This is a genomic window from Leifsonia aquatica, from assembly GCF_014190775.1.
GTDB lineage: Bacteria > Actinomycetota > Actinomycetes > Actinomycetales > Microbacteriaceae > Leifsonia > Leifsonia aquatica.
On record NZ_JACHVP010000002.1, the window covers coordinates 223561 to 241907 of the forward strand.

17 protein-coding genes are annotated in these 18347 nt (G+C 71.7%); 10 read left to right on the top strand and 7 right to left on the bottom strand.

Features of this window, described 5'->3' with window-relative positions:
* Positions 1–25: 25 nt before the first annotated feature.
* Positions 26–1072, bottom strand: a complete 1047-nt coding sequence (locus FHX33_RS10875; protein WP_183428499.1) for a lactonase family protein — start codon at positions 1070–1072, stop codon at positions 26–28.
* Positions 1073–1110: 38 nt separating this feature from the next.
* Between FHX33_RS10875 and nucS the strand changes: the two genes are divergently transcribed.
* The 4 genes from nucS (at position 1111) to FHX33_RS10895 (ending at position 3437) form a co-directional block, all read left to right on the top strand.
* Positions 1111–1806 (top strand): endonuclease NucS, encoded by a 696-nt coding sequence (gene nucS, locus FHX33_RS10880; protein ID WP_021763703.1) that lies wholly within the window; start codon positions 1111–1113, stop codon positions 1804–1806.
* A complete protein-coding gene (locus tag FHX33_RS10885) occupies positions 1806–2228 on the top strand; it encodes an SseB family protein (protein ID WP_021763704.1) in 423 nt (140 codons plus the stop codon). The genes nucS and FHX33_RS10885 overlap by 1 nt, the downstream gene beginning before the upstream one ends.
* A gap of 37 nt (positions 2229–2265) precedes the next feature.
* On the top strand, positions 2266–2946 hold the full coding sequence (locus tag FHX33_RS10890) for an HAD hydrolase-like protein (RefSeq protein ID WP_021763705.1): 681 nt from the start codon (positions 2266–2268) through the stop codon (positions 2944–2946).
* 86 nt (positions 2947–3032) lie between these two features.
* On the top strand, positions 3033–3437 hold the full coding sequence (locus FHX33_RS10895) for a hypothetical protein (RefSeq protein WP_021763706.1): 405 nt from the start codon (positions 3033–3035) through the stop codon (positions 3435–3437).
* A 151-nt stretch (positions 3438–3588) separates the two neighbouring features.
* Here FHX33_RS10895 and FHX33_RS10900 read toward each other — a convergent pair whose 3' ends face one another.
* Complete coding sequence (locus FHX33_RS10900) at positions 3589–5490, bottom strand: BglG family transcription antiterminator (protein ID WP_039922741.1); 1902 nt, start codon at positions 5488–5490, stop codon at positions 3589–3591.
* Positions 5491–5655: 165 nt separating this feature from the next.
* Positions 5656–7857: an Ig-like domain-containing protein gene (locus tag FHX33_RS10905; protein WP_021764789.1), complete on the bottom strand. Its 2202-nt coding sequence runs from the start codon at positions 7855–7857 to the stop codon at positions 5656–5658.
* 241 nt (positions 7858–8098) lie between these two features.
* On the opposite strand from FHX33_RS10905, the gene FHX33_RS10910 reads away from it, so the two are divergent.
* The 6 genes from FHX33_RS10910 to FHX33_RS10935 are packed head-to-tail and all read left to right on the top strand — an operon-like array spanning position 8099 to position 13666.
* The gene (locus tag FHX33_RS10910; protein WP_021764791.1) at positions 8099–8407 is read left to right on the top strand and encodes a PTS sugar transporter subunit IIB; all 309 of its coding nucleotides are present in this window, start codon (positions 8099–8101) and stop codon (positions 8405–8407) included.
* Positions 8408–8464: 57 nt separating this feature from the next.
* Complete coding sequence (locus FHX33_RS10915) at positions 8465–8731, top strand: HPr family phosphocarrier protein (protein ID WP_021764792.1); 267 nt, start codon at positions 8465–8467, stop codon at positions 8729–8731.
* A gap of 2 nt (positions 8732–8733) precedes the next feature.
* On the top strand, positions 8734–10410 hold the full coding sequence (gene ptsP / locus FHX33_RS10920; RefSeq protein WP_183428500.1) for a phosphoenolpyruvate--protein phosphotransferase: 1677 nt from the start codon (positions 8734–8736) through the stop codon (positions 10408–10410).
* Positions 10411–10450: 40 nt separating this feature from the next.
* Entirely contained in the window at positions 10451–12067 is a 1617-nt protein-coding gene (locus FHX33_RS10925; protein ID WP_021763897.1) for a PTS mannitol transporter subunit IIBC, read from the top strand.
* On the top strand, positions 12064–12501 hold the full coding sequence (locus FHX33_RS10930; protein WP_021763896.1) for a PTS mannitol transporter subunit IIA: 438 nt from the start codon (positions 12064–12066) through the stop codon (positions 12499–12501). The genes FHX33_RS10925 and FHX33_RS10930 overlap by 4 nt, the downstream gene beginning before the upstream one ends.
* Positions 12502–12514: 13 nt before the next feature.
* Complete coding sequence (locus FHX33_RS10935) at positions 12515–13666, top strand: mannitol-1-phosphate 5-dehydrogenase (RefSeq protein ID WP_021763895.1); 1152 nt, start codon at positions 12515–12517, stop codon at positions 13664–13666.
* A 28-nt stretch (positions 13667–13694) separates the two neighbouring features.
* Here the strand turns inward: FHX33_RS10935 and FHX33_RS10940 are convergent, their stop codons facing one another.
* From FHX33_RS10940 to FHX33_RS22130, 4 genes are all read right to left on the bottom strand, one after another.
* Positions 13695–14258, bottom strand: a complete 564-nt coding sequence (locus FHX33_RS10940) for an RBBP9/YdeN family alpha/beta hydrolase (protein ID WP_021763894.1) — start codon at positions 14256–14258, stop codon at positions 13695–13697.
* Between the two features lie 443 nt (positions 14259–14701).
* Positions 14702–16324: an N-acyl-D-amino-acid deacylase family protein gene (locus tag FHX33_RS10945; RefSeq protein ID WP_183428501.1), complete on the bottom strand. Its 1623-nt coding sequence runs from the start codon at positions 16322–16324 to the stop codon at positions 14702–14704.
* The gene (locus tag FHX33_RS10950) at positions 16321–16944 is read right to left on the bottom strand and encodes a bifunctional 4-hydroxy-2-oxoglutarate aldolase/2-dehydro-3-deoxy-phosphogluconate aldolase (RefSeq protein ID WP_183428502.1); all 624 of its coding nucleotides are present in this window, start codon (positions 16942–16944) and stop codon (positions 16321–16323) included. Before FHX33_RS10950 ends, FHX33_RS10945 begins: the two co-directional genes overlap by 4 nt.
* Positions 16945–16955: 11 nt before the next feature.
* On the bottom strand, positions 16956–18203 hold the full coding sequence (locus FHX33_RS22130) for an alanine racemase (RefSeq protein ID WP_183428503.1): 1248 nt from the start codon (positions 18201–18203) through the stop codon (positions 16956–16958).
* Positions 18204–18347: the final 144 nt, after the last annotated feature.

Here is an 18347-nt window from a genome sequence, read left to right on the forward strand (position 1 = left end):
GGGCGCGGGGCCCGGTCGCCGCGGGTCAGACGAAGGCCAGGCAGACCGGGGTCGGGACCGACGAGGCGCCGAGGAAGCGCAGGGAGCGGGTGCGCGCGTCGAACGCGAAGACGGTGACCTCGTCGCTGTCCTGGCAGGCGGTGAGCACCCGGTCGCCCTCGGGCGCGATCACGAGGTCGCGCGGGGAGCGCCCGCGCGCCGGCTCGGTCGCGACGAGCGCCGCGCGCGAGACGTCGGCGTCGAACGAGAAGACGGCGATCGTGTCGTCGCCGCGATTGGTCACGAAGACGGTGCTGCCGTCGTCGCTGACGCGCACGGCGGCCGGCGAGTTGTCCCCGGTCGCGCCCGGCTCGCGGGTGGAGACGGTGGAGACGCGCACGAAGCGGTCGCCGTCGCGGCGCAGCACGTCCAGCGTGCTGTCCAGCTCGTTGACCACGACGGCGTGACGGCCGTCCGGGTGGAAGGCGAGGTGCCGCGGACCGGCCGCGCCCGAGGAGAGCGTCGCCTCGGGCCGGAGGGTGAGACCGCCGTCATCGTCCAGCGCGTACCAGCGCACCTCGCCGAGGCCGAGGTCGACGACCACGACGTCGCCGGTCACGGGGTCGACGCTGAGCTGGTGGACGTGCGGCGCCTCCTGCCGCGCATCGTCCGGACCGCGGCCCTCGTGCTGCACGAACGCGGTGCGCGCGCCGATCGATCCGTCCCCGTTGAGGGTGAAGACGGAGACGGTGCCGCCGCTGTAGGTGCCGGCGATCAGCCGCCGGCCCGAGGGGTGCACGGTCAGGTGCGCGGGATCCGCGCCTCCACTCGACACCTCACCGAGGAGAGTGAGCGCGCCGTCGCCCGAGCGGGAGAAAGCGAGGAGGCCGCCGTCCGGTCCGGTCTCGGCGACCGCGTAGACCCGGGTGCCGTCGGGCGTCACGGCCACCCACGAGGGGTTGCGCACGCGCGCGGCGACGGAGACGCCCGACACCTCCGACCCGTCGAACCGGGCGGCGAGCACGCCCTCCGCGTGACCGTCGATGTGCGGGAGCTGCTCGGTGTACGTGCCGATGACGAGATCGTGAGGCATGCCCCCATCCTGCCAGGGCGCCCCCGTAGGATGTTCCGGTGCGTCTCGTCATTGCCAACTGCTCCGTGGACTACGCCGGACGCCTGAGCGCGCACCTGCCGCTGGCGAAGCGGCTGCTCATGCTCAAGTCCGACGGCAGCCTGCTCGTCCACTCCGACGGCGGCTCGTACAAGCCGCTCAACTGGATGAGCCCGCCCTGCACGCTCGCGGTCATGGAGCCCGACGAGCTGCAGCGGGAGGCCGGCGTCACCGAGGTCTGGCGCGTCACCCAGGCGAAGACCGCCGACATGCTGATCGTCTCCATCCACGAGGTGCTGCACGATTCGGCGCACGAGCTCGGCATCGACCCCGGCCTGCAGAAGGACGGCGTGGAGGCGCACCTGCAGAAGCTGCTCGCGGAGCAGATCCACCTGCTCGGCGACGGGCACGTGCTCGTGCGCCGTGAGTACATGACGGCGATCGGGCCGGTCGACATCCTCGCCCGCGACGCCGCGGGAGCGTCCGTCGCCGTGGAGCTCAAGCGCCGCGGCGACATCGACGGCGTCGAGCAGCTGACCCGCTACCTCGAGCTGATGAACCGCGACCCCCTCCTCGCGCCCGTCTCCGGCGTCTTCGCCGCGCAGGAGATCAAGCCCCAGGCGCGCACGCTCGCCGAGGACCGCGGCATCCGCTGCCTGGTGCTCGACTACGACGCGATGCGCGGCCTCGACGACAGCGACAGCAGGCTCTTCTGATGGCACCCTCCCCCCGCTTCCCGCAGACCTACGAGAACGTCCCCGTGCGCAAGGCGCTCGCGGACATCGCCGCCGAGCCGACCCTCCCGAACCTGGAGGCGCTGCTCGCCGCCGCGGTCAAGGGCGGCCTGGTCGTCGACGTCACCGGGTCCACCCCGGAGGACACCCGCCTGCGCACGATCAGCTCGACGACTGGCGAACCGGTGCTCCCCCTCTTCACCTCGATGAAGGCACTGCGCTCGGCGGTCGGGCAGACCGCGGAGGGCGCGGGCACGAAGGTGCAGGCCGTCATCGTCCCGGCCGTCGAAGCGCTCGGATTCGTCCGCACCGCGGAGTTCGTCGCCGTGCAGTTCGACCCGGGCTCGGAGCAGACGATGGTCGTGGCCCGATCGCACATCGAGACGGCACTCGGCGACCGCTGAGCGAACGTTCACAAACGCCACATACGATGGGTGGGCTATGACCACCACCCCCACCCCCACCGTCACCCGGACGTGGACGTGCGTGCTGTTCGACCTCGACGGCACCCTCACCGACTCCGCCCCCGGCATCACCGGCTCCCTCGTCAGCATGTTCGAGGACCTCGGCCGCCCCGTCCCCACCCCCGCCGAGCTCGTCGAGTACGTCGGCCCGCCGCTGCTGGACTCCCTCGAGAAGTTCGCCGGCATGGACGAGGCCGAGGCGCGTGCCGCGCTCGCGGTCTACCGCACCCACTACGCCGAGCACGGCGCCTTCGACAGCGCGGTGTTCCCCGGCATCCGCGGCCTGCTCGAGCGCCTCCACGCCTCCGGCATCCCACTCGCCATCGCGACCAGCAAGCCCGAGTCGCAGGCGATCCGCATCCTGGAGCACTTCGGCCTGGCCCAGTACTTCACCGTCATCACCGGCGCCAGCGAGGACGAGTCCCGCAGCGCCAAGGCGGACGTGGTCGAGGAGGCCCTGCGCCGCCTCACCGCGGAGGGCGTCGACCTCGACCACACCGTCATGGTGGGCGACCGCCAGTACGACGTCGAGGGTGCGGGAGCGCACGGGCTGCCGACCATCCTCGTCGAGTGGGGCTACGGCTCCCCCGCCGAGGCCGCCGGCGCGATCGCCGTCGTGCATTCGGCGGATCAGCTGCGGAGCCTACTGCTCGGCTGAACGGAGGCGGGGCCCCAGCGGGGGCGCGAGTACGCTGGAGTGTTGTTGCAACACCGCACCACCAGACATACAGCACTAGGAAGATCATGCGCACCCGTACCTCTCTGTTCGCTCCCGCCGCCCTCGTCGCGGCTCTCTCCATCGCCACCCTCGCCGGCTGCTCCAGCACCGGATCGGACTCGTCGTCCACCCCCAGCTCGTCGCAGTCGCAGGCCTCGGCCACGCTGCCCTCGGACTTCCCGAAGAGCGACGTCCCGCTCGTCGACGGCCAGGTCGTCGTCGCCCGCGGCGACAAGGACAACGGCTGGTCGGTCACCGTCCAGCCCACCACCAAGACCGGCTTCGCCGACGCGACCGCCGCCCTCGAGAAGGCCGGCTACACGAAGCAGGCCGGTTCGACGGACACCAAGGCCGTCTACACCAACGACAAGTACACCGTCGCCGTGGGCACCCCCGGCGTCTCGGTGACCTACACCGTCACGGCGAACTAGGCTCCGCGCCGCTTCGCCTCCCGGACCGCCGGCTGCCTCGTGCGCCGGCGGTTCGTCGTTTCTCCCCCGCCCGGCCCGCGAGTACGCAAAAAGTGGGGCGAAAACCGCCGAGTACGCAGAGAATCCGCGTACTCGAGGGCCGAACAGGACCCTACGAGTCGATGATGCGGACGAGCTCGTCGATGAAGGCGGTGAAGGTGTCGGCGCGGCGGATGAGGCCGAGCACGGCCTCCCGATCGCCGAAGACCTCCACGAACTGGTCGAACACGGTCTGGAACGACGCGCGGCCCCCGGCGTCGAAGGCGATGAACGCGATGACGTTGACGCGCGCGTCACCCCAGTCCATCGCCGTGTCGTTGACCACGATCGCGATCGCCGTGCGCTTGGCGCTCATCGTCATGGCGTGCGGCACCGCGAGGGAGTCCGTGAACGCCGTGGACGACATCTGCTCCCGCTCGATCGTCTGGTCGACGTAGTCCTGGTCGATGGCTCCGACCGCGATCATCCGGTCGCCGAGCGCGCGGATCATCGTGATCGCGTCGCGGGCGTAGAAGTTGCGCAGGAAGAGGCGCTCGTCGAAGTACTCGAGCAGGTCGTTCTTGATGCGCGCGCGGCGGCGCTGCCGGCGGATGCGCGCGACGGCCTGGCGGATGTGCTCCACATCCGTCTCGGTCACGAACGGCTGCACGATGACCGCGTTCTCGCGGCGGCCGCGGGGGTCGATCGTCGTGAGCACCAGGTCGGCGTCGAGGGCGGCCCAGTCCACGTCGGTCGAGGTGATCACGCTCGTGACGTCGAGCTCGTCGCCGAGGGCGCTCTCGAGCCGCTCCCGCAGCAGGATGTGCATGTCGTAGTAGTTCGGGCAGACGACGGCGCAGGTCACCGCATCCCGGCGCCGTGACTGCTGCTCCAGGTAGGCGCCGACGTGCATCGCGATGTACGCGATCTCGTCCTCGTTGACCTCGATGCCCTCGGCCGTCTGCAGGCGGCTCGCGATGTAGACCGCCAGCTCGTAGATCATCGGGTAGGAGCTCTTGATCGAGCGGGTCAGCGGGTTGCGCGAGTACGTCTTCTCGTGGGCGCGCGCGACGAGGTTCTGCACGTGCAGAGTGAGCCGCACGATGAAGTTCTCGTCGCGCAGGTCGACCAGGTACTCGGTGGAGGCGCGTGCCACGATGCCGCGCACGACCTCCAGATCGTGCTCGCTCACGAACTCCTCGACCGGGTCGCGGCCGGCTCCCGGCGCGATGACGCGCGTGCGCAGCAGGATGGCGAGGTAGCGCAGCTCGGTCGGGTCGAGCACCACGTCGAAGTGCGTGTCGATCAATCCGCCGAGGTCGTCGGCGAGCGCTCGGATGCCCCCGCTGACCTCCGGATCGCCCACGGCGGGCAGCACGCGGTCTTTGGCGACGCGGTCGAGCGCGACGGCCATGTGGAGCAGCACGTCGTTGATCCCGTACTCGTTGACGAAGAAGCCGCGGGCGTCGAGCATCCCGACCAGGTCGGACTTGAACTCGGCCAGCCCGCGCGACGCGAACGCCTCCTGGATGCGCGCCACGTCGACGACACCCTGCCGCATCTCATCGCGGAACAGCCGGCTGATGAGCTTGCGGCGCGCGATCTCCGGGCCGGTGAGCTGCACGACCGGCCCCTGCCGCTGCAGCGCGAGCTCGGTGTCGGCGAGGATGCCGCGCAGCCGGGTCAGGTCGGACTCGATGGTGGATTCGCTGACGAACAGGCTCTCGGCCGCCTCGTACACGTCGACGCCCTCCGGCTCGTCGAGCAGACGACGGGCGAGGAAGACCAGGCGCTCCTGGGGCGAGCCGACGCTCGGTTCGGCGGCCTCCGCATCGTCGAGGTGGGCGGCGTACGCCTCGGTCCGCACCCGGTATCCGCTGGCGCCCGACTCGACCAGGTCTCCCAGTGCGGCGGCGTAGGTGCGGATGCTGCGGGTCGTGACGCCCAGATCGTGCGCGAGCTCGGCCGCGGTCACCCAGGCAGCACGGCGCGCCAGGATGTCCAGCATCCTCGTCTGCTGTGCCGAGAGCGCCACCCGCACCACCTTTCTGCACCGAGTCAACCACGAGGGCATCGGTGGGGGCTCGCGCACGGAGAAGATCTTCCGCTCCCCCCGGAAGGCTGCCGCGGGATCGCCGGGTCACCGGGCGCGCGAAAGGGCCGCACCCTCGCGGATGCGGCCCCTCCACCGGGCGTCGCGCTACGCCCGGTCGGTGCGACGGCGCCGGACGATCAGGAGCGTCAGGCCCGCGACGAGGCACACCGCCGCCGCCGCGCCCAGCCCGATCGGGAGCGTGGATCCCGTCACCGCGAGTCCGCCCGGCTCCGTCGCTGCGGGGGCCGTCGCGGGAGGCGTCGCGGGCGCGGGGTCGACGACCACCCTGATCGTCGCCGTGTCCCGCTGTCCCACCGCGTCCTCGATCGTGTAGCCGAACGTCGCCGTCCCGGCGAAGCCGTCGTTCGGGGCGAAGGTGACCGTACCGTCGTCGTTCAGGGTCACCGTGCCGTCCTCCGGCGTCTCGGCCTCGGCGACGACGATCGCCTCGCCCGAATCGTTGTCGAGGACGGGGATGACGACGCTCGTGCCCGCGCCGGTGCGGGCATCGTCATCCGCGGCGACCGGCGCTGCCGGCGCTTCCACGGTCACGGTGACCGTCGCCGTGGCGCGCTGCCCCACCGCGTCCTCGACCGTGTACCCGAACGACGCTTCGCCCGCGAAGCCCGCATTCGGCACGAACGTCACGGTGCCGTCCGCGTTCAGCGTCACCACTCCGTCCGCACTCTCGTCCACCGCGGACACCGACAGATCGGCACCCGAGTCGTTGGCCAGCACGGGGATCGTCACGGCCGTCGCGTACGGCGTCGACGCCGTGTCGTCCGCCGAGACCGGAGCCGCGGGCTCCGCGACCGTCACGACGACCGTCGCCTCCGAGTGGTTTCCCCGCTCGTCCGTGATCGTGTAGACGAAGGACGCCTCGCCCGCGAAGCCGGCATTCGGCACGAACGTCACGGTGCCGTCCGCGTTCGCCGTCGCGGTTCCGTCGGGGCTCGCGCCGACCGCCGAGACGACGATCCCGTCACCCCGGTCGTTGGCGAGCACCGGGATGGTCACCGCGGTCGCGTACGGGGTCGACGCCGTGTCGTCGGCCGCCGCCGCATCCACCAGGGGAGCCGTCACCGTCACCGTGGTCGACGACTCGAGGACCGGCGCGAGCAGGGCCGAACCGCTGAGCTCGAACGCGGCCGCGCCCTGCTCGCTGAGCACGACGTCGAACGTCACCGCGGCCGACGCCTGACCGGCGATCTCCTGCACGAGCGGGATCGTCAGCGTGTCACCCGTCTGCGAGGCGGGTCCCGACGCTCCGACGAGGGATCCGTCGACGTACGCGGCGCCACGCGGCAGCCGGACGACGAGCGCGTCCATCGACACGTCCGCCGTGTTGGCCGCATTGCTGACCTCCGCCCGGAGGGAGACCGTCGAGCCTGCGGCGACCGACGACGGGTCGGGCGTGATCGTGGTGGGCAGGGCCCGCAGGTCGACCGGGGAGAAGTTCGTCAGCATCGACGCGGTCGCTGTCCCCTCGACCGGCACGTGGAGGTTCCAGGAGAGCGCGATGGCGTTGTCCTGCGCCTCGTCCGCGCCTTCCAGCGTGTTCGGGAGCGGCGCCTTGGACGCGATGTTCGCCCACATCCTCGAATACTTGCCATAGAAGAAGTCCGATCCGGGCGTCCGGGGGATGAACTGCTCGATGCGGGACGAGGAGTCCGGCGATGCCTTGCAGGTCACGGCGCCGGTGGCGGAAGAGTAGTCCCCATAGCCGGAATCCATCTCGCCGAGGTAGCAATCCCCTCCGTGGTAGAGGGTGATGTCGTGGGCCTGCCCGTCAAGGGAGCGGACACTGGTGCTGGTCGCATAGAAGTTGTCGCCGACCACGTAGCTGTCCACCTGGGTCAGCTCGAGCACGTCGACGCCTGCGGCGTTCCGCGCGCGGACGGTCGTCGTGATCGAGTGCGGGTCCGCTCGCGTCCCGGACCCGGCCCGGCTCTGGCTCACCGGGATGTACGTGGTTCCGGCCTGGACGGCCGCCTGCCCCGCCGGAACGGACGCCGGACCCGCCAGCGAACGAGAGCCTTCCTCGTCGAAGGCGACGAAGGTCGCGCACGCGGTCTCGCCGTAGAACTCCGCGTGCGTGTCTCCTGCGTAGTTGACGGCGCAGTTCAGATAGGGGGTGATCTTGACGTCGACGAGTGGCCCGCTGGAGGTGATCGTCTCATCGGCGACGGCCGCCGAGGGCGCTGCCAGTGCCAGGGCGACGGCGGCGGCGAGAGCGCCGACGACGCCGGCGAGCCTGGTGACGCGGCGCCGGGCACGACGAGGGCGGGAGATCGGAGAGATGCGCATGATGTTCCCAACCTGGCGGTCCGGATGCTCGGACTCCGCAGGCGGACGGGATTAACCGAAGCGGGAACCGCCGAGTTCCGTAGTCGGTATTGCATATATATAGCGTCCACGCTCTTCGGCTTCCGCTCCCCCGGAAGAAAGCCGGCTGGAGGGACGGACGCGACCGGACGAGCATGAAGGACGATCCACCAGATCCATCCGCTCCACCCAGCAACTCCGCGTTACCGAAAGGCACAGGTCGATGAAGATCGTGGTCGTCTGCGGCGCGGGTGCCTCGAGCACCTTCGTCGCCGTCAAGCTCCGCAACGCGGCTGCGTCGCGCGGCGTCCCGGTGACCGTCGAGGCGGGGAGCGTCTCCCAGCTCGACGCGCTGACCGGCGTCGACGTGATCCTCGTCGGGGCGCACCTCGAAGCCTCGGTGCCCGCTCTGCGCGAACGCGCCGCCGCCTCCGGCACGTCGGTCGCCGTGCTCCCGCCCATCTCCCCGGCCGCCCTCGACGGCGCCCAGGCGCTGGATCTGGCTCTCGGCGCCCGGACGGCGGCACTATGAGAGCACGAGCCACTCTCCCGGGCACCCGGGGCATCGAACGATCGAAGGAGAACACACATGGCTGAGCGGATCATCACCGTCGGATCGACCCACGGACTGCACGCCCGACCGGCGAAACTCTTCGTCGAGGCGGTCAAGAGCTCCGGCGCCGCGGTGAAGCTGTCGAAGGAGGGCGGCAAGACCGTCGACGCCGGCAGCATCCTCGGCGTGATCTCGCTGGGCATCGACCACGGCGACAAGATCGTCCTCACCACCGACGCGGCGGACGCGGACGCGGTGCTCGACGACCTCGCCGACATCCTGACCACCGACCACGACGCCTGATCATGGCCGAGACGACCACTCAGCTCACCGGCGCCGGCATCGGCCAGGGCGTCGCCCTCGGCCGGGTGCTCCGCATGTCCGACCCGCTTCCCGAGCCCGCCGAGACGCCCAGCACCCGCACCCCCGACGAGGAGAAGGCGCGCGTCGCCGAGGCGGTCGCGGCCGTCGCGGACGACCTGCGGTCCCGCGCGGCGAAGGTCACCGGCGTCGCTGCGGACGTGCTGGAGGCGCAGTCGATGATGGCGGAGGACTCCACCCTCGCCGACGACGTCGCCACCCGGATCGACGGCGGCACGACCGCCGAGCGCGCCGTGTTCGAGGGCTTCGCGGTCTTCCGCGACATGCTCATCGACCTGGGCGGATACATGGGCGAGCGCGCCACCGACCTCGACGACGTCGCCCAGCGCGTCATCGCCGCTCTCGCCGGTCGTCCCGCTCCCGGGGTCCCGGAGTCCGACGAGCCGTACGTGCTCGTCGCGCACGACCTCGCGCCGGCCGACACCGCCCTGCTCGACCTGACCAAGGTCCTCGGCCTCGTCACGCGCGAGGGAGGCCCGACCTCCCACACCGCGATCCTCGCCCGGGAGAAGGCCATCGTCGCCATCGTCGGCGTGGCCGGCGCGGATTCGCTCGCCGACGGCACCGAGGTCATCGTGGATGCGGCCTCCGGCACGGTCACGGTCGCCCCGGCCGACGACCAGCGCGCCGACGCCCAGCACCGCATCGAGGAGCGCGCGGCCGCCCTGGCCGGCGGCCTCGAGCCCGGCGCCCTCGCCGACGGCACGCCCATCCCGCTGCTCGCCAACCTGGGCTCGGCCGACGGCACGCAGAAGGCCCTCGACGCCGGAGCCGAAGGCGTCGGGCTGTTCCGCACCGAGTTCCTCTTCCTCGACCAGCGCATGGCCCCGACGGTGGAGCAGCAGCGCGAGCACTACATCGCGCTCCTCTCCGCCTTCCCCGGCAAGAAGGTCGTCGTGCGCGTGCTGGACGCGGGCGCCGACAAGCCGCTCGCCTTCCTGAACGACGCCCACGAGGACAACCCGGCGCTCGGCCTGCGCGGCCTGCGCGCGCTGCGGGCCAACGAGGACCTCCTCCGCGAGCAGCTCACCGCCCTCGCCGAGGCGGACGCCGCCACCGAGGCCGACCTGTGGGTCATGGCGCCGATGGTGTCGACCGTCGAGGAGACGCGCTACTTCGTCGAGCTGGCGACCGGGTACGGGCTGAAGACCGTCGGCGTCATGGTGGAGGTCCCCTCCGCCGCCCTGCTCGCCGACCGCGTGCTGCAGACGGCCGCGTTCGCCTCCATCGGCACGAACGACCTCACCCAGTACACGCTCGCCGCCGACCGCCTCCTCGGCTCGGTCGCCGGCTTCCAGGACCCGTGGCACCCCGCCGTCCTCCGCCTCATCGGCGAGGTCGGCGCTGCGGGCGCCGCCCACGGCAAGCCGGTCGGCATCTGCGGCGAGGCCGCGGCCGACCCCCTGCTCGCGGTCGTGCTGGTCGGCCTCGGCGCCACCACGCTCTCGATGTCGCCGGCGGCGCTCGCCGACGTGCGGCTCTCCCTCACCCGTTACACCCTCGACCAGGCACGAGCCCTGGCCGAGGTCGCCCTGGCCGCCGACGGCGCGGCCGAAGCCCGGGACGCGGTCCGTGCGGCCGCGACCCCACCCCCTCAGTGATCCACCTCACCGTGATCCCCGACAGAAACGAGGCCCCATCATGACATCGGCGACAGCGACGACGCCGAAGAAGCCCGGAGGCGCGCGCGTCCACGTGCAGCGCTTCGGGACCTTCCTCTCGAACATGGTCATGCCGAACATCCCCGCGTTCATCGCGTGGGGATTCATCACGGCGCTGTTCATCGCGACCGGCTGGTTGCAGAACACCGGCTGGGACATCAACGGCATCCTCGGCGGCTTCGGGGACCAGGCGAAGATCGGCTGGCAGGGCGCGGCGACGGTGCTCGCGCAGGACGGCGACGGCCGCACCTTCCAGCAGTACGTCGGCCTCGTGGGCCCGATGATCACCTACCTGCTGCCCCTGCTCATCGCGAACACCGGCGGCCGGATGGTCTACGGCGTCCGCGGCGGCGTGGTCGGCTCGATCGCCACCATGGGCGTCATCGTCGGCTCGACCATCCCGATGTTCATCGGCGCCATGATCCTCGGCCCCCTCGCCGCGTGGATCATGAAGAAGGTCGACGGGATCTGGGACGGCAAGATCAAGGCCGGCTTCGAGATGCTGGTCAACAACTTCTCGGCGGGCATCGTCGGCATGCTGCTCTCGATCGGCGCCTTCTTCGGCATCGCCCCGATCGTCGAGTGGCTGAGCTCCGTGCTCGGCGGCGCGGTCAACTGGCTGGTGTCTGCGCACCTCCTGCCGCTCGCCAGCATCCTGATCGAGCCGGGCAAGGTGCTGTTCCTCAACAACGCCATCAACCACGGCGTGCTCACCCCGCTCGGCATCGAGCAGGCGCAGCAGACCGGCAAGTCGATCCTGTTCCTGCTGGAGGCGAACCCCGGCCCCGGCTTCGGCATCCTGATCGCGTACTCGATCTTCGGTCTCGGCATCGCCCGTGCCAGCGCCCCGGGCGCCGCGCTGATCCAGTTCGTCGGCGGCATCCACGAGATCTACTTCCCGTACGTGCTCATGAAGCCGATGATCATCATCGCGGCCATCCTCGGCGGCATGACCGGCATCGCGATCAACGTCACCTTCAGCTCGGGCCTGCGCGCCCCGGCCTCCCCGGGATCGATCATCGCGGTCCTGCTGCAGACCCCGGCGGACAGCTTCGTCGGCGTCATCCTGTCGGTGGTCGGCGCCGCGGCCGTGTCGTTCATCGTCGCGTCGATCATCCTGCGGGCCAGCCGCAAGCGCGACCTCGCCGCCGGCAACGCGGGCGACCTCTCGGCCGCCGTCGCACAGACCGAGGCCAACAAGGGCAAGTCGTCCAGCGTCCTCGAGGGCCTGGTCGACGAGGCCGAGCACGACGCCGGCGACGCCCAGGGCGACGGCACCGATCGACTGGTGCGCAACATCGTGTTCGCGTGCGACGCTGGGATGGGCTCGAGCGCGATGGGCGCGTCCGTGCTGCGCAACAAGATCAAGAAGGCGGGCGTCGAGGGCGTCACGGTGACCAACCAGGCCATCGCGAACCTCGACGGCACGGCCGATCTCGTCATCACGCAGCGCGAGCTGACCGACCGCGCGAAGGGCCAGTCCCCGGACTCGGTCCACGTGTCCGTCGACAACTTCATGAACAGCCCGCGGTACGACGAGGTCGTGGACCTCGTCGCCAAGCAGGCCCAAGCAGCACCGGAGGACGCCAACAAATGACCGACACGATTCTCGACCGGGCGAACGTCGTGGCCGCGGGTTCCGCGACCACGCGGGAGGACGCGATCCGCGAGGCGGGTGCGCTGCTGGTGAACGCCGGCGCCGTCCTCCCCGGCTACGTCGACTCGATGCAGGACCGCGAGAACACGGTCTCCACCTTCATGGGGAACGGGCTCGCCATCCCGCACGGCACCAACGAGTCCAAGGACGAGATCACCCGCTCGGCGCTCTCTTTCATCCGCTACTCCTCGCCGCTCGACTGGGGCGGCGAGGAGGTGCGGTTCGTCGTGGGCATCGCCGGGCAGAACAACGAGCACCTCGAGATCCTGTCCAAGATCGCCATCCTCTTCTCGGAGGAGGACGACGTGCAGAAGCTCATCGACGCCCCGGACGCGGACGCCCTGTTCGCGCTCCTCGGCGACGTGAACGAGTGAGGTGACCGAACGCATGAAGGCCGTCCATTTCGGTGCGGGCAACATCGGCCGCGGCTTCGTGGGGCTCCTGCTCCACGAAGCCGGGTACGAGGTCGTGTTCGCCGACGTCAACGCCGAGCTGATCGACGCGCTGGCCGCGGCCGACTCGTACGACGTGCACCTCGTCGGCGAGGAGTCGGAGACCAAGACGGTCACCGGGTTCCGCGCCATCAACAGCGCGACCGACGAGGAGGCGCTGGTCGCCGAGATCGCGACGGCCGACATCGTCACGACCGCCGTCGGCCCCCGCATCCTGCGCTTCGTCGCGCCGGTGATCGCGAAGGGCCTCGCCGCCCGCGCGGACGACGCACCCCGCCTCGCCGTGATGGCGTGCGAGAACGCGATCGGCGCGACCGATCTGCTGGCCGCCGAGCTGATGGACGGCCTGCCGGACGACGAGACCCGGGAGGCGCTGGGCGCCAAGGCGGTCTTCGCCGACACCGCGGTCGACCGGATCGTGCCCGCGCAGGCCCCCGGGTCGGGCGTAGACGTGACCGTCGAGACGTTCTACGAGTGGGTCGTCGACCGCAGCCCGTTCGCCGGGCACGAGCCCGTCATCCCGGGCGCGCACTTCGTCGACTCGCTGGCGCCGTACATCGAGCGCAAGCTCTTCACGGTGAACACCGGCCACGCGACCGTGGCGTACACCGGCTTCCTGCAGGGCGCGAAGACCATCAGTGAGGCCATCGCGATCCCGCTCGTGCGCGAGGCCGCCGAGGACGCGCTGCGCGAGACGTCGGCGGCGCTCGTCGCCAAGCACGGACTGGACGAGGACGAGATGGCCGCGTACCGCGCGAAGATCCTCGACCGCTTCACGAACCCGCACCTGGTGGACGAGGTGACGCGCGTCGGCCGCGAGCCGCTGCGCAAGCTCGGCCGCAACGACCGGTTCATCGGGCCGGCCATCGACCACGTCGCCTACGTCGGCTCCGTGCCGCAGGCGCTGCTGGCAGCGGTCGGCGCGGCGCTCCGCTTCGACGTGCCGGAGGACACCCAGAGCGTGGAGCTGCGACACCTGCTCGAGGAGGCCGCCCCGGAGGACATCGTCACCGAGATCACCGGGGTCGTGCCGGGCGAGGCCCTCTACGAGCCGCTCGTCGCGGTCGTACGCGAGGTGCAGGGCTGAGCTCAGTCCCTGAGCTCGGTCCCTGCGCTCAGCGCGGCTGCAGCGTCGTGGTCGGGTCGAAGCACCACGCGAGCATCGACGGCCACTCGCCGTAGCCCGCGCTGAGCTCCAGATGGCCGCCGCCGGGGATGATCTGGACCGGGATGCCCAGCGGCGCACCGTAGGCGGCCTGGGCGCCCTCGGGGCAGTACGGGTCGTCGTCCGAGGCGACGATGGTCGTCGCGTACGCCGGCCGGGCCGGGTCGGGCGACGCGAAGGCGGCGATCTCGGGGATGCCGGCCACGACCTCCCGCGACGGCGGAGCGACGAGCATGACGCGGTCCACCACCGTGTCGAGCGGGCGGCCGCCGAGCCAGAGCAGGCAGGCGAGGCTGTGGCAGATCACGGTGACCTCGGCGTCGTCGGCCGCGGCCGCGCGCAATGAGACCGCCACCGCATCCCGCCACGCCGGGACGGACGGCGCCGACGCGCTCGGAAGCTGCGGGTACTCCACCCGCTCGCCGCGCGAACGCAGCGCGGTAGCCAGCTCGTGCTGCCAGTGCCCGGGCGGTCGGTGGTTGTCCCAGCCGTGCAGGATCAGGAAGCTGCGCATGCCGTCGAGCGTAGCGCGCGGTTCAGGTTCCGCCCGAGGCGTACCGATAGCCCTCCTCTACGGTGAATCCGTCGCCGAGCTCTACTCTGAGGTCGTGTGCGAGGCGGCCCCCTTCGGCCAGCCATGCTCTTCCGAGGTCCGGATCATCCCACCCACCGCCGGGATGGAAGTGGTCGAACCATTCGTCATACCACCGCCGCATTCTCACGGTGAGGCCAGGTGACAGGCCGTAGTCCTCGGGGGACATGTCCGGCCCCGGCTCGGCCTCCCACAGCGGCCACCGATGACCCCAATCGGGGAAGAGGCGGACATCCCGCGGCTTTTGTTCCATCGGCTGCCTAACTGCAGAAGGATCCGCCGTCTTTCAACGGGAGGGCGGTGATCACGCGGTCATTGCTGTCGGAGGCGACATGCGACCAACATCTCAGGATGTCGCGACGGTGTCAAATATTACATGCTTTAATGGCGTTAGGGTGGCGTAGCGCGCGGCCCGGGCGGGCCTCGGTCCGCCGCCCGTCGGCGATGACCGCCTCGCCCGCCACGAACACCCACGGGATGCCGGCCGCCTGTTGCCGCGGCTCGGCGAACGTCGCGCGGTCGGCCACGGTCGCCGGGTCGAAGAGCACGAGGTCGGCGACCATACCGGGAGCGATGCGACCGCGGTCGGTGAGTCCGAGCAGGGCCGCCGGGCGCGCGGAGAGGTGCACGATCGCGTCCTCGAGGCGCAGCACGTTCTCCTCGCGCACGTAGTGGCCGAGGTAGCGCGGGAAGGTGCCCCAGGCACGGGGATGCGGCTTGTCGCCGACCAGGATGCCGTCGCTGCCGCCCGTGTGCCGCGGGTGCGCCATCATCGTGCGCACGTTGGCCTCGTCGCCGACGTGCTGCAGGATGCCGGTGCCCAGCCGGTCGGCCACCAGCAGCTCGAGGGCGATCGTGGACGCCGGCCTCCCGGTCTCGGCGGCGAGGGCGGCGACGGTGTGCCCGACCCGGCCGGAGAGCGCGGGATCGCGCACGCCCGAGATCTCGATGGTCTCCCACTCCACGGGGACGCCGTGGCAGCCGTCGGTTCCGACCACATCGAGCTCGTACGCGATGCGCGCCCGGGAGGCGGGGTCGCGCAGGCGGTCGAGTGTGGCGGCAGGGCCGCCTGCCGCGGCCCACGACGGCAGGAGCGCGGCGAGGGTCGTCGAGCCCGGGAGGTACGGGTAGGTGTCGAAGGTGAGGTCGACACCGGAGGCCAGAGCCGCATCCAGCAGCGCGACGAGTTCGCCCGCGCGCCCGCGGTTGACGCCGAAGTTCATCGTGGCGTGCGCGAGGTGCAGGGCGACCCCGGACCGGCGGGCCACCTCGATCATCTCGGCGTACGCCTCCAGCGCCCCCGCGCCGTAGGAGCGCTGGTGCGGCACGTAGACACCGCCGTGGGCCGCGACCACCTCGCAGAGGGCGACGAGCTCATCCGTGCCGGCGAACATCCCGGGCACGTAGGTGAGGCCGGACGACATCCCGAACGCGCCGTCCCGCATCCCGCGGTCGACGAGGGCGCGCATCGCCGCGATCTCCGCGTCGGCGGCGGGGCGGTCGACGGCACCGACGACGTCCAACCGCACGGTGCCCTGCGGGACGAGCGCGGCGACGTTGGCGGCGGGGCGTGCGGCGTCGACGGCCGCGAGGTAGTCGCCGACGGTCTCCCAACCGAGGGCGAGATCGGACGGCACGCCGTTCCAGCCCGCGAGCTGCTCGCGGAGTACCTCGATCGCGGCGGGCGTCGCGGGAGCGTACGAGAGTCCGTCCTGACCGACGACCTCGGTGGTCACCCCCTGCGAGACCTTCGCCAAATGGACCGGGTCGGTCAGCACGGCGAGGTCGGAGTGGGCGTGCATGTCGATGAAACCGGGAGCGAGGGCGAGACCGTCGGCGTCGACGACCCGTGCACCGGGTGCGTCGACCCGGCCGCCGGCCCGCTGGATGCGTCCCTCGGCGAGGAGCACGTCCCCGGTCCGCCCCGGCCGTCCGGTGCCGTCGAGCACCAGCGCTCCGCGGAGGAGCGTCGGCGCCGGCCCGGTCATGCGCCCGTCGCGGCGGCGCCGAACTCCCGCGCGCGCTCGGTCACGGCGGCCCAGGAGGCGGCGGCGATGTCAGCCGCGCTCACCACGCTCGAACCGGCGGTCACCGCGAGGGCGCCCGCTTCCATCCACGCGCGCGCGTTACCGGCGTCGAGGCCGCCGGACGGCACGAACGCTGTGCCGGGGAACGGCCCGCCGAGATCGCGCAGGTAGCGCGGGCCGACGAGCGATGCCGGGAAGACCTTCACGGCGGCGGCGCCCAGCTCGACCGCGCGCATCACCTCGGTGGGGCTGAGCGCGCCGAGCAGGATGGGCACGCCCGCCTCCCGTGCGACGGCCGCCGCACTCTCGCTGAGCCCGGGCGTCACCAGGAAGCGCGCGCCCGCGGCGATGGCCGCCTCGGCGGTGCGCGCGTCGGTCACCGTGCCGGCCCCGACGAGGGCGTCGTGCTCCCCCGCGGCCGCCTCGGCGATCACGTCTTCGACGCCGGGAGTCGTGAAGGTGAACTCCACCGTGCGGATGCCGCCCGCGGCGAGCGCACGGCAGAGCCCGGCCGGGTCGTCGATGCGGGGCGCGCGCACGACGGCGAGCGCGCGGTCGTGGCGGAGGGTGTCGAGGAGCATCCGGGGTCCGTTCAGCCGAAGGCGGTCTCGAGCAGGCCGGTGACGTGCGGCTCGGCGGCGAGCGCGTCGTCGACGACGGCGAGCGCGCGCCACTTGTCGAAGGTCGTGCAGGGGTGCGAGAGGCCGAAGCGGATCACGTCGCCGACCTCGACGCGGGCGTGGGAGGGCAGCCGCACGAAGGTGTGCTGGTCGTTCATCGCGGTGACGACGGCACCGTCGAGCGGGATGCCGCTCGCCGCCCCCAGGGCTCGGATCGCCTGCGGGACGGGCATCCCCTCGTCGTAGGGGAAGTCGCGCTTGCCCGCATCGACGAGCGCGAGACCCGGCTCGGGGCGCGAGACGACCGTCGCCCAGCCGTGGATGGCCGAGCGGAACTCGCCGCCGCCCACCCGGCCGAGCGGGGTGATGACGCTGTAGAAGCCGTCGTCGTGGGTGATGTACGCGCCGGAGCGCAGCAGCACGTCGACGACGCGGCCACCGCTGCCGTCGAGGTCGCGACGGGGCGCGAGCACCTCGGCGACGAGGTCGAAGTAGGCGCTCCCCCCGGCCGTGATGATCGCCGGCGCACCGGCGGCGTACAGGCCCTCGGCTTCGAAGCCGTCGTGCAGTTCGCCGAGCGCCTGGAGGTAGCCGCGCACGGTCGCCAGCGACTCCGGGCGCCCGTCGTGCGCGAGCGCACCCTCGTAGCCCGCTACCCCGGCCAGCCGCAGCACGGGCGACGCGGCGACGGCGCGTGCGATCGCGACCGCCTCGTCCGCCGTTCGCGCACCGGTGCGGCCGCCGGGAGCGCCCAGCTCGACCAGCACGGCGAGCGGCTCCGGGAGGTCGAGTCCCGCGAGCGACTCCGTCATGATCTCGACGCCCCGCAGGGAGTCGGCCCAGACGGTCAGCCGGTCGGTGTCGGGAGCGAGGGCACGCAGCGCCGCGGGCTGCACGAGCGCGTTCGCGAGCAGCACCCGTGGGACGCCCCAGCCGAGCGCGACGGAGGCCTGCCACGGCGTCGCCACCGTGATTCCCCAGGCGCCCGCGTCGAGCTGGCGCTGCCAGAGTTCGCGGCTCATCGTGGTCTTGCCGTGCGGCGCGAGGCCGACTCCCGCGGTGCGGCACCATTCCGCCATCGTCGCGAGGTTGTGCGCGACCGCGCTCTCGCTGAGGGTGACGAGCGGGGTCGGGAAGTCGCGGAGCGCGGGGCGCGCGTCGCCGAGCGCGGCGACATCGGCGGCGGCGTAGCCGAGGGGTACGGCCTTGTACTCTCTCACGTCGGTCCTCCGGGATGGGGCGTGGATGCGGGTGGGCTGAACGGCTGCGTTGCGTATTTTGCAACGCGCGTTGCAGTGTGTGCTCGTTCTGTTCTAGCATGCCTCTGGGCGTCCGCCAAGACCGGCGCGAGCGCCGAGAGCCAC

Coding starts and splice junctions, on each gene's coding strand:
- FHX33_RS10875 (WP_183428499.1), bottom strand. CDS start 1,072: ATGCCTCACGATCTCGTCATCGGCACGTACACCGAGCAGCTCCCGCAC.
- FHX33_RS10885 (WP_021763704.1), top strand. CDS start 1,806: ATGGCACCCTCCCCCCGCTTCCCGCAGACCTACGAGAACGTCCCCGTG.
- FHX33_RS10890 (WP_021763705.1), top strand. CDS start 2,266: ATGACCACCACCCCCACCCCCACCGTCACCCGGACGTGGACGTGCGTG.
- FHX33_RS10895 (WP_021763706.1), top strand. CDS start 3,033: ATGCGCACCCGTACCTCTCTGTTCGCTCCCGCCGCCCTCGTCGCGGCT.
- FHX33_RS10905 (WP_021764789.1), bottom strand. CDS start 7,857: ATGCGCATCTCTCCGATCTCCCGCCCTCGTCGTGCCCGGCGCCGCGTC.
- FHX33_RS10910 (WP_021764791.1), top strand. CDS start 8,099: ATGAAGATCGTGGTCGTCTGCGGCGCGGGTGCCTCGAGCACCTTCGTC.
- FHX33_RS10915 (WP_021764792.1), top strand. CDS start 8,465: ATGGCTGAGCGGATCATCACCGTCGGATCGACCCACGGACTGCACGCC.
- ptsP (WP_183428500.1), top strand. CDS start 8,734: ATGGCCGAGACGACCACTCAGCTCACCGGCGCCGGCATCGGCCAGGGC.
- FHX33_RS10925 (WP_021763897.1), top strand. CDS start 10,451: ATGACATCGGCGACAGCGACGACGCCGAAGAAGCCCGGAGGCGCGCGC.
- FHX33_RS10930 (WP_021763896.1), top strand. CDS start 12,064: ATGACCGACACGATTCTCGACCGGGCGAACGTCGTGGCCGCGGGTTCC.
- FHX33_RS10935 (WP_021763895.1), top strand. CDS start 12,515: ATGAAGGCCGTCCATTTCGGTGCGGGCAACATCGGCCGCGGCTTCGTG.
- FHX33_RS10940 (WP_021763894.1), bottom strand. CDS start 14,258: ATGCGCAGCTTCCTGATCCTGCACGGCTGGGACAACCACCGACCGCCC.
- FHX33_RS10945 (WP_183428501.1), bottom strand. CDS start 16,324: ATGACCGGGCCGGCGCCGACGCTCCTCCGCGGAGCGCTGGTGCTCGAC.
- FHX33_RS10950 (WP_183428502.1), bottom strand. CDS start 16,944: ATGCTCCTCGACACCCTCCGCCACGACCGCGCGCTCGCCGTCGTGCGC.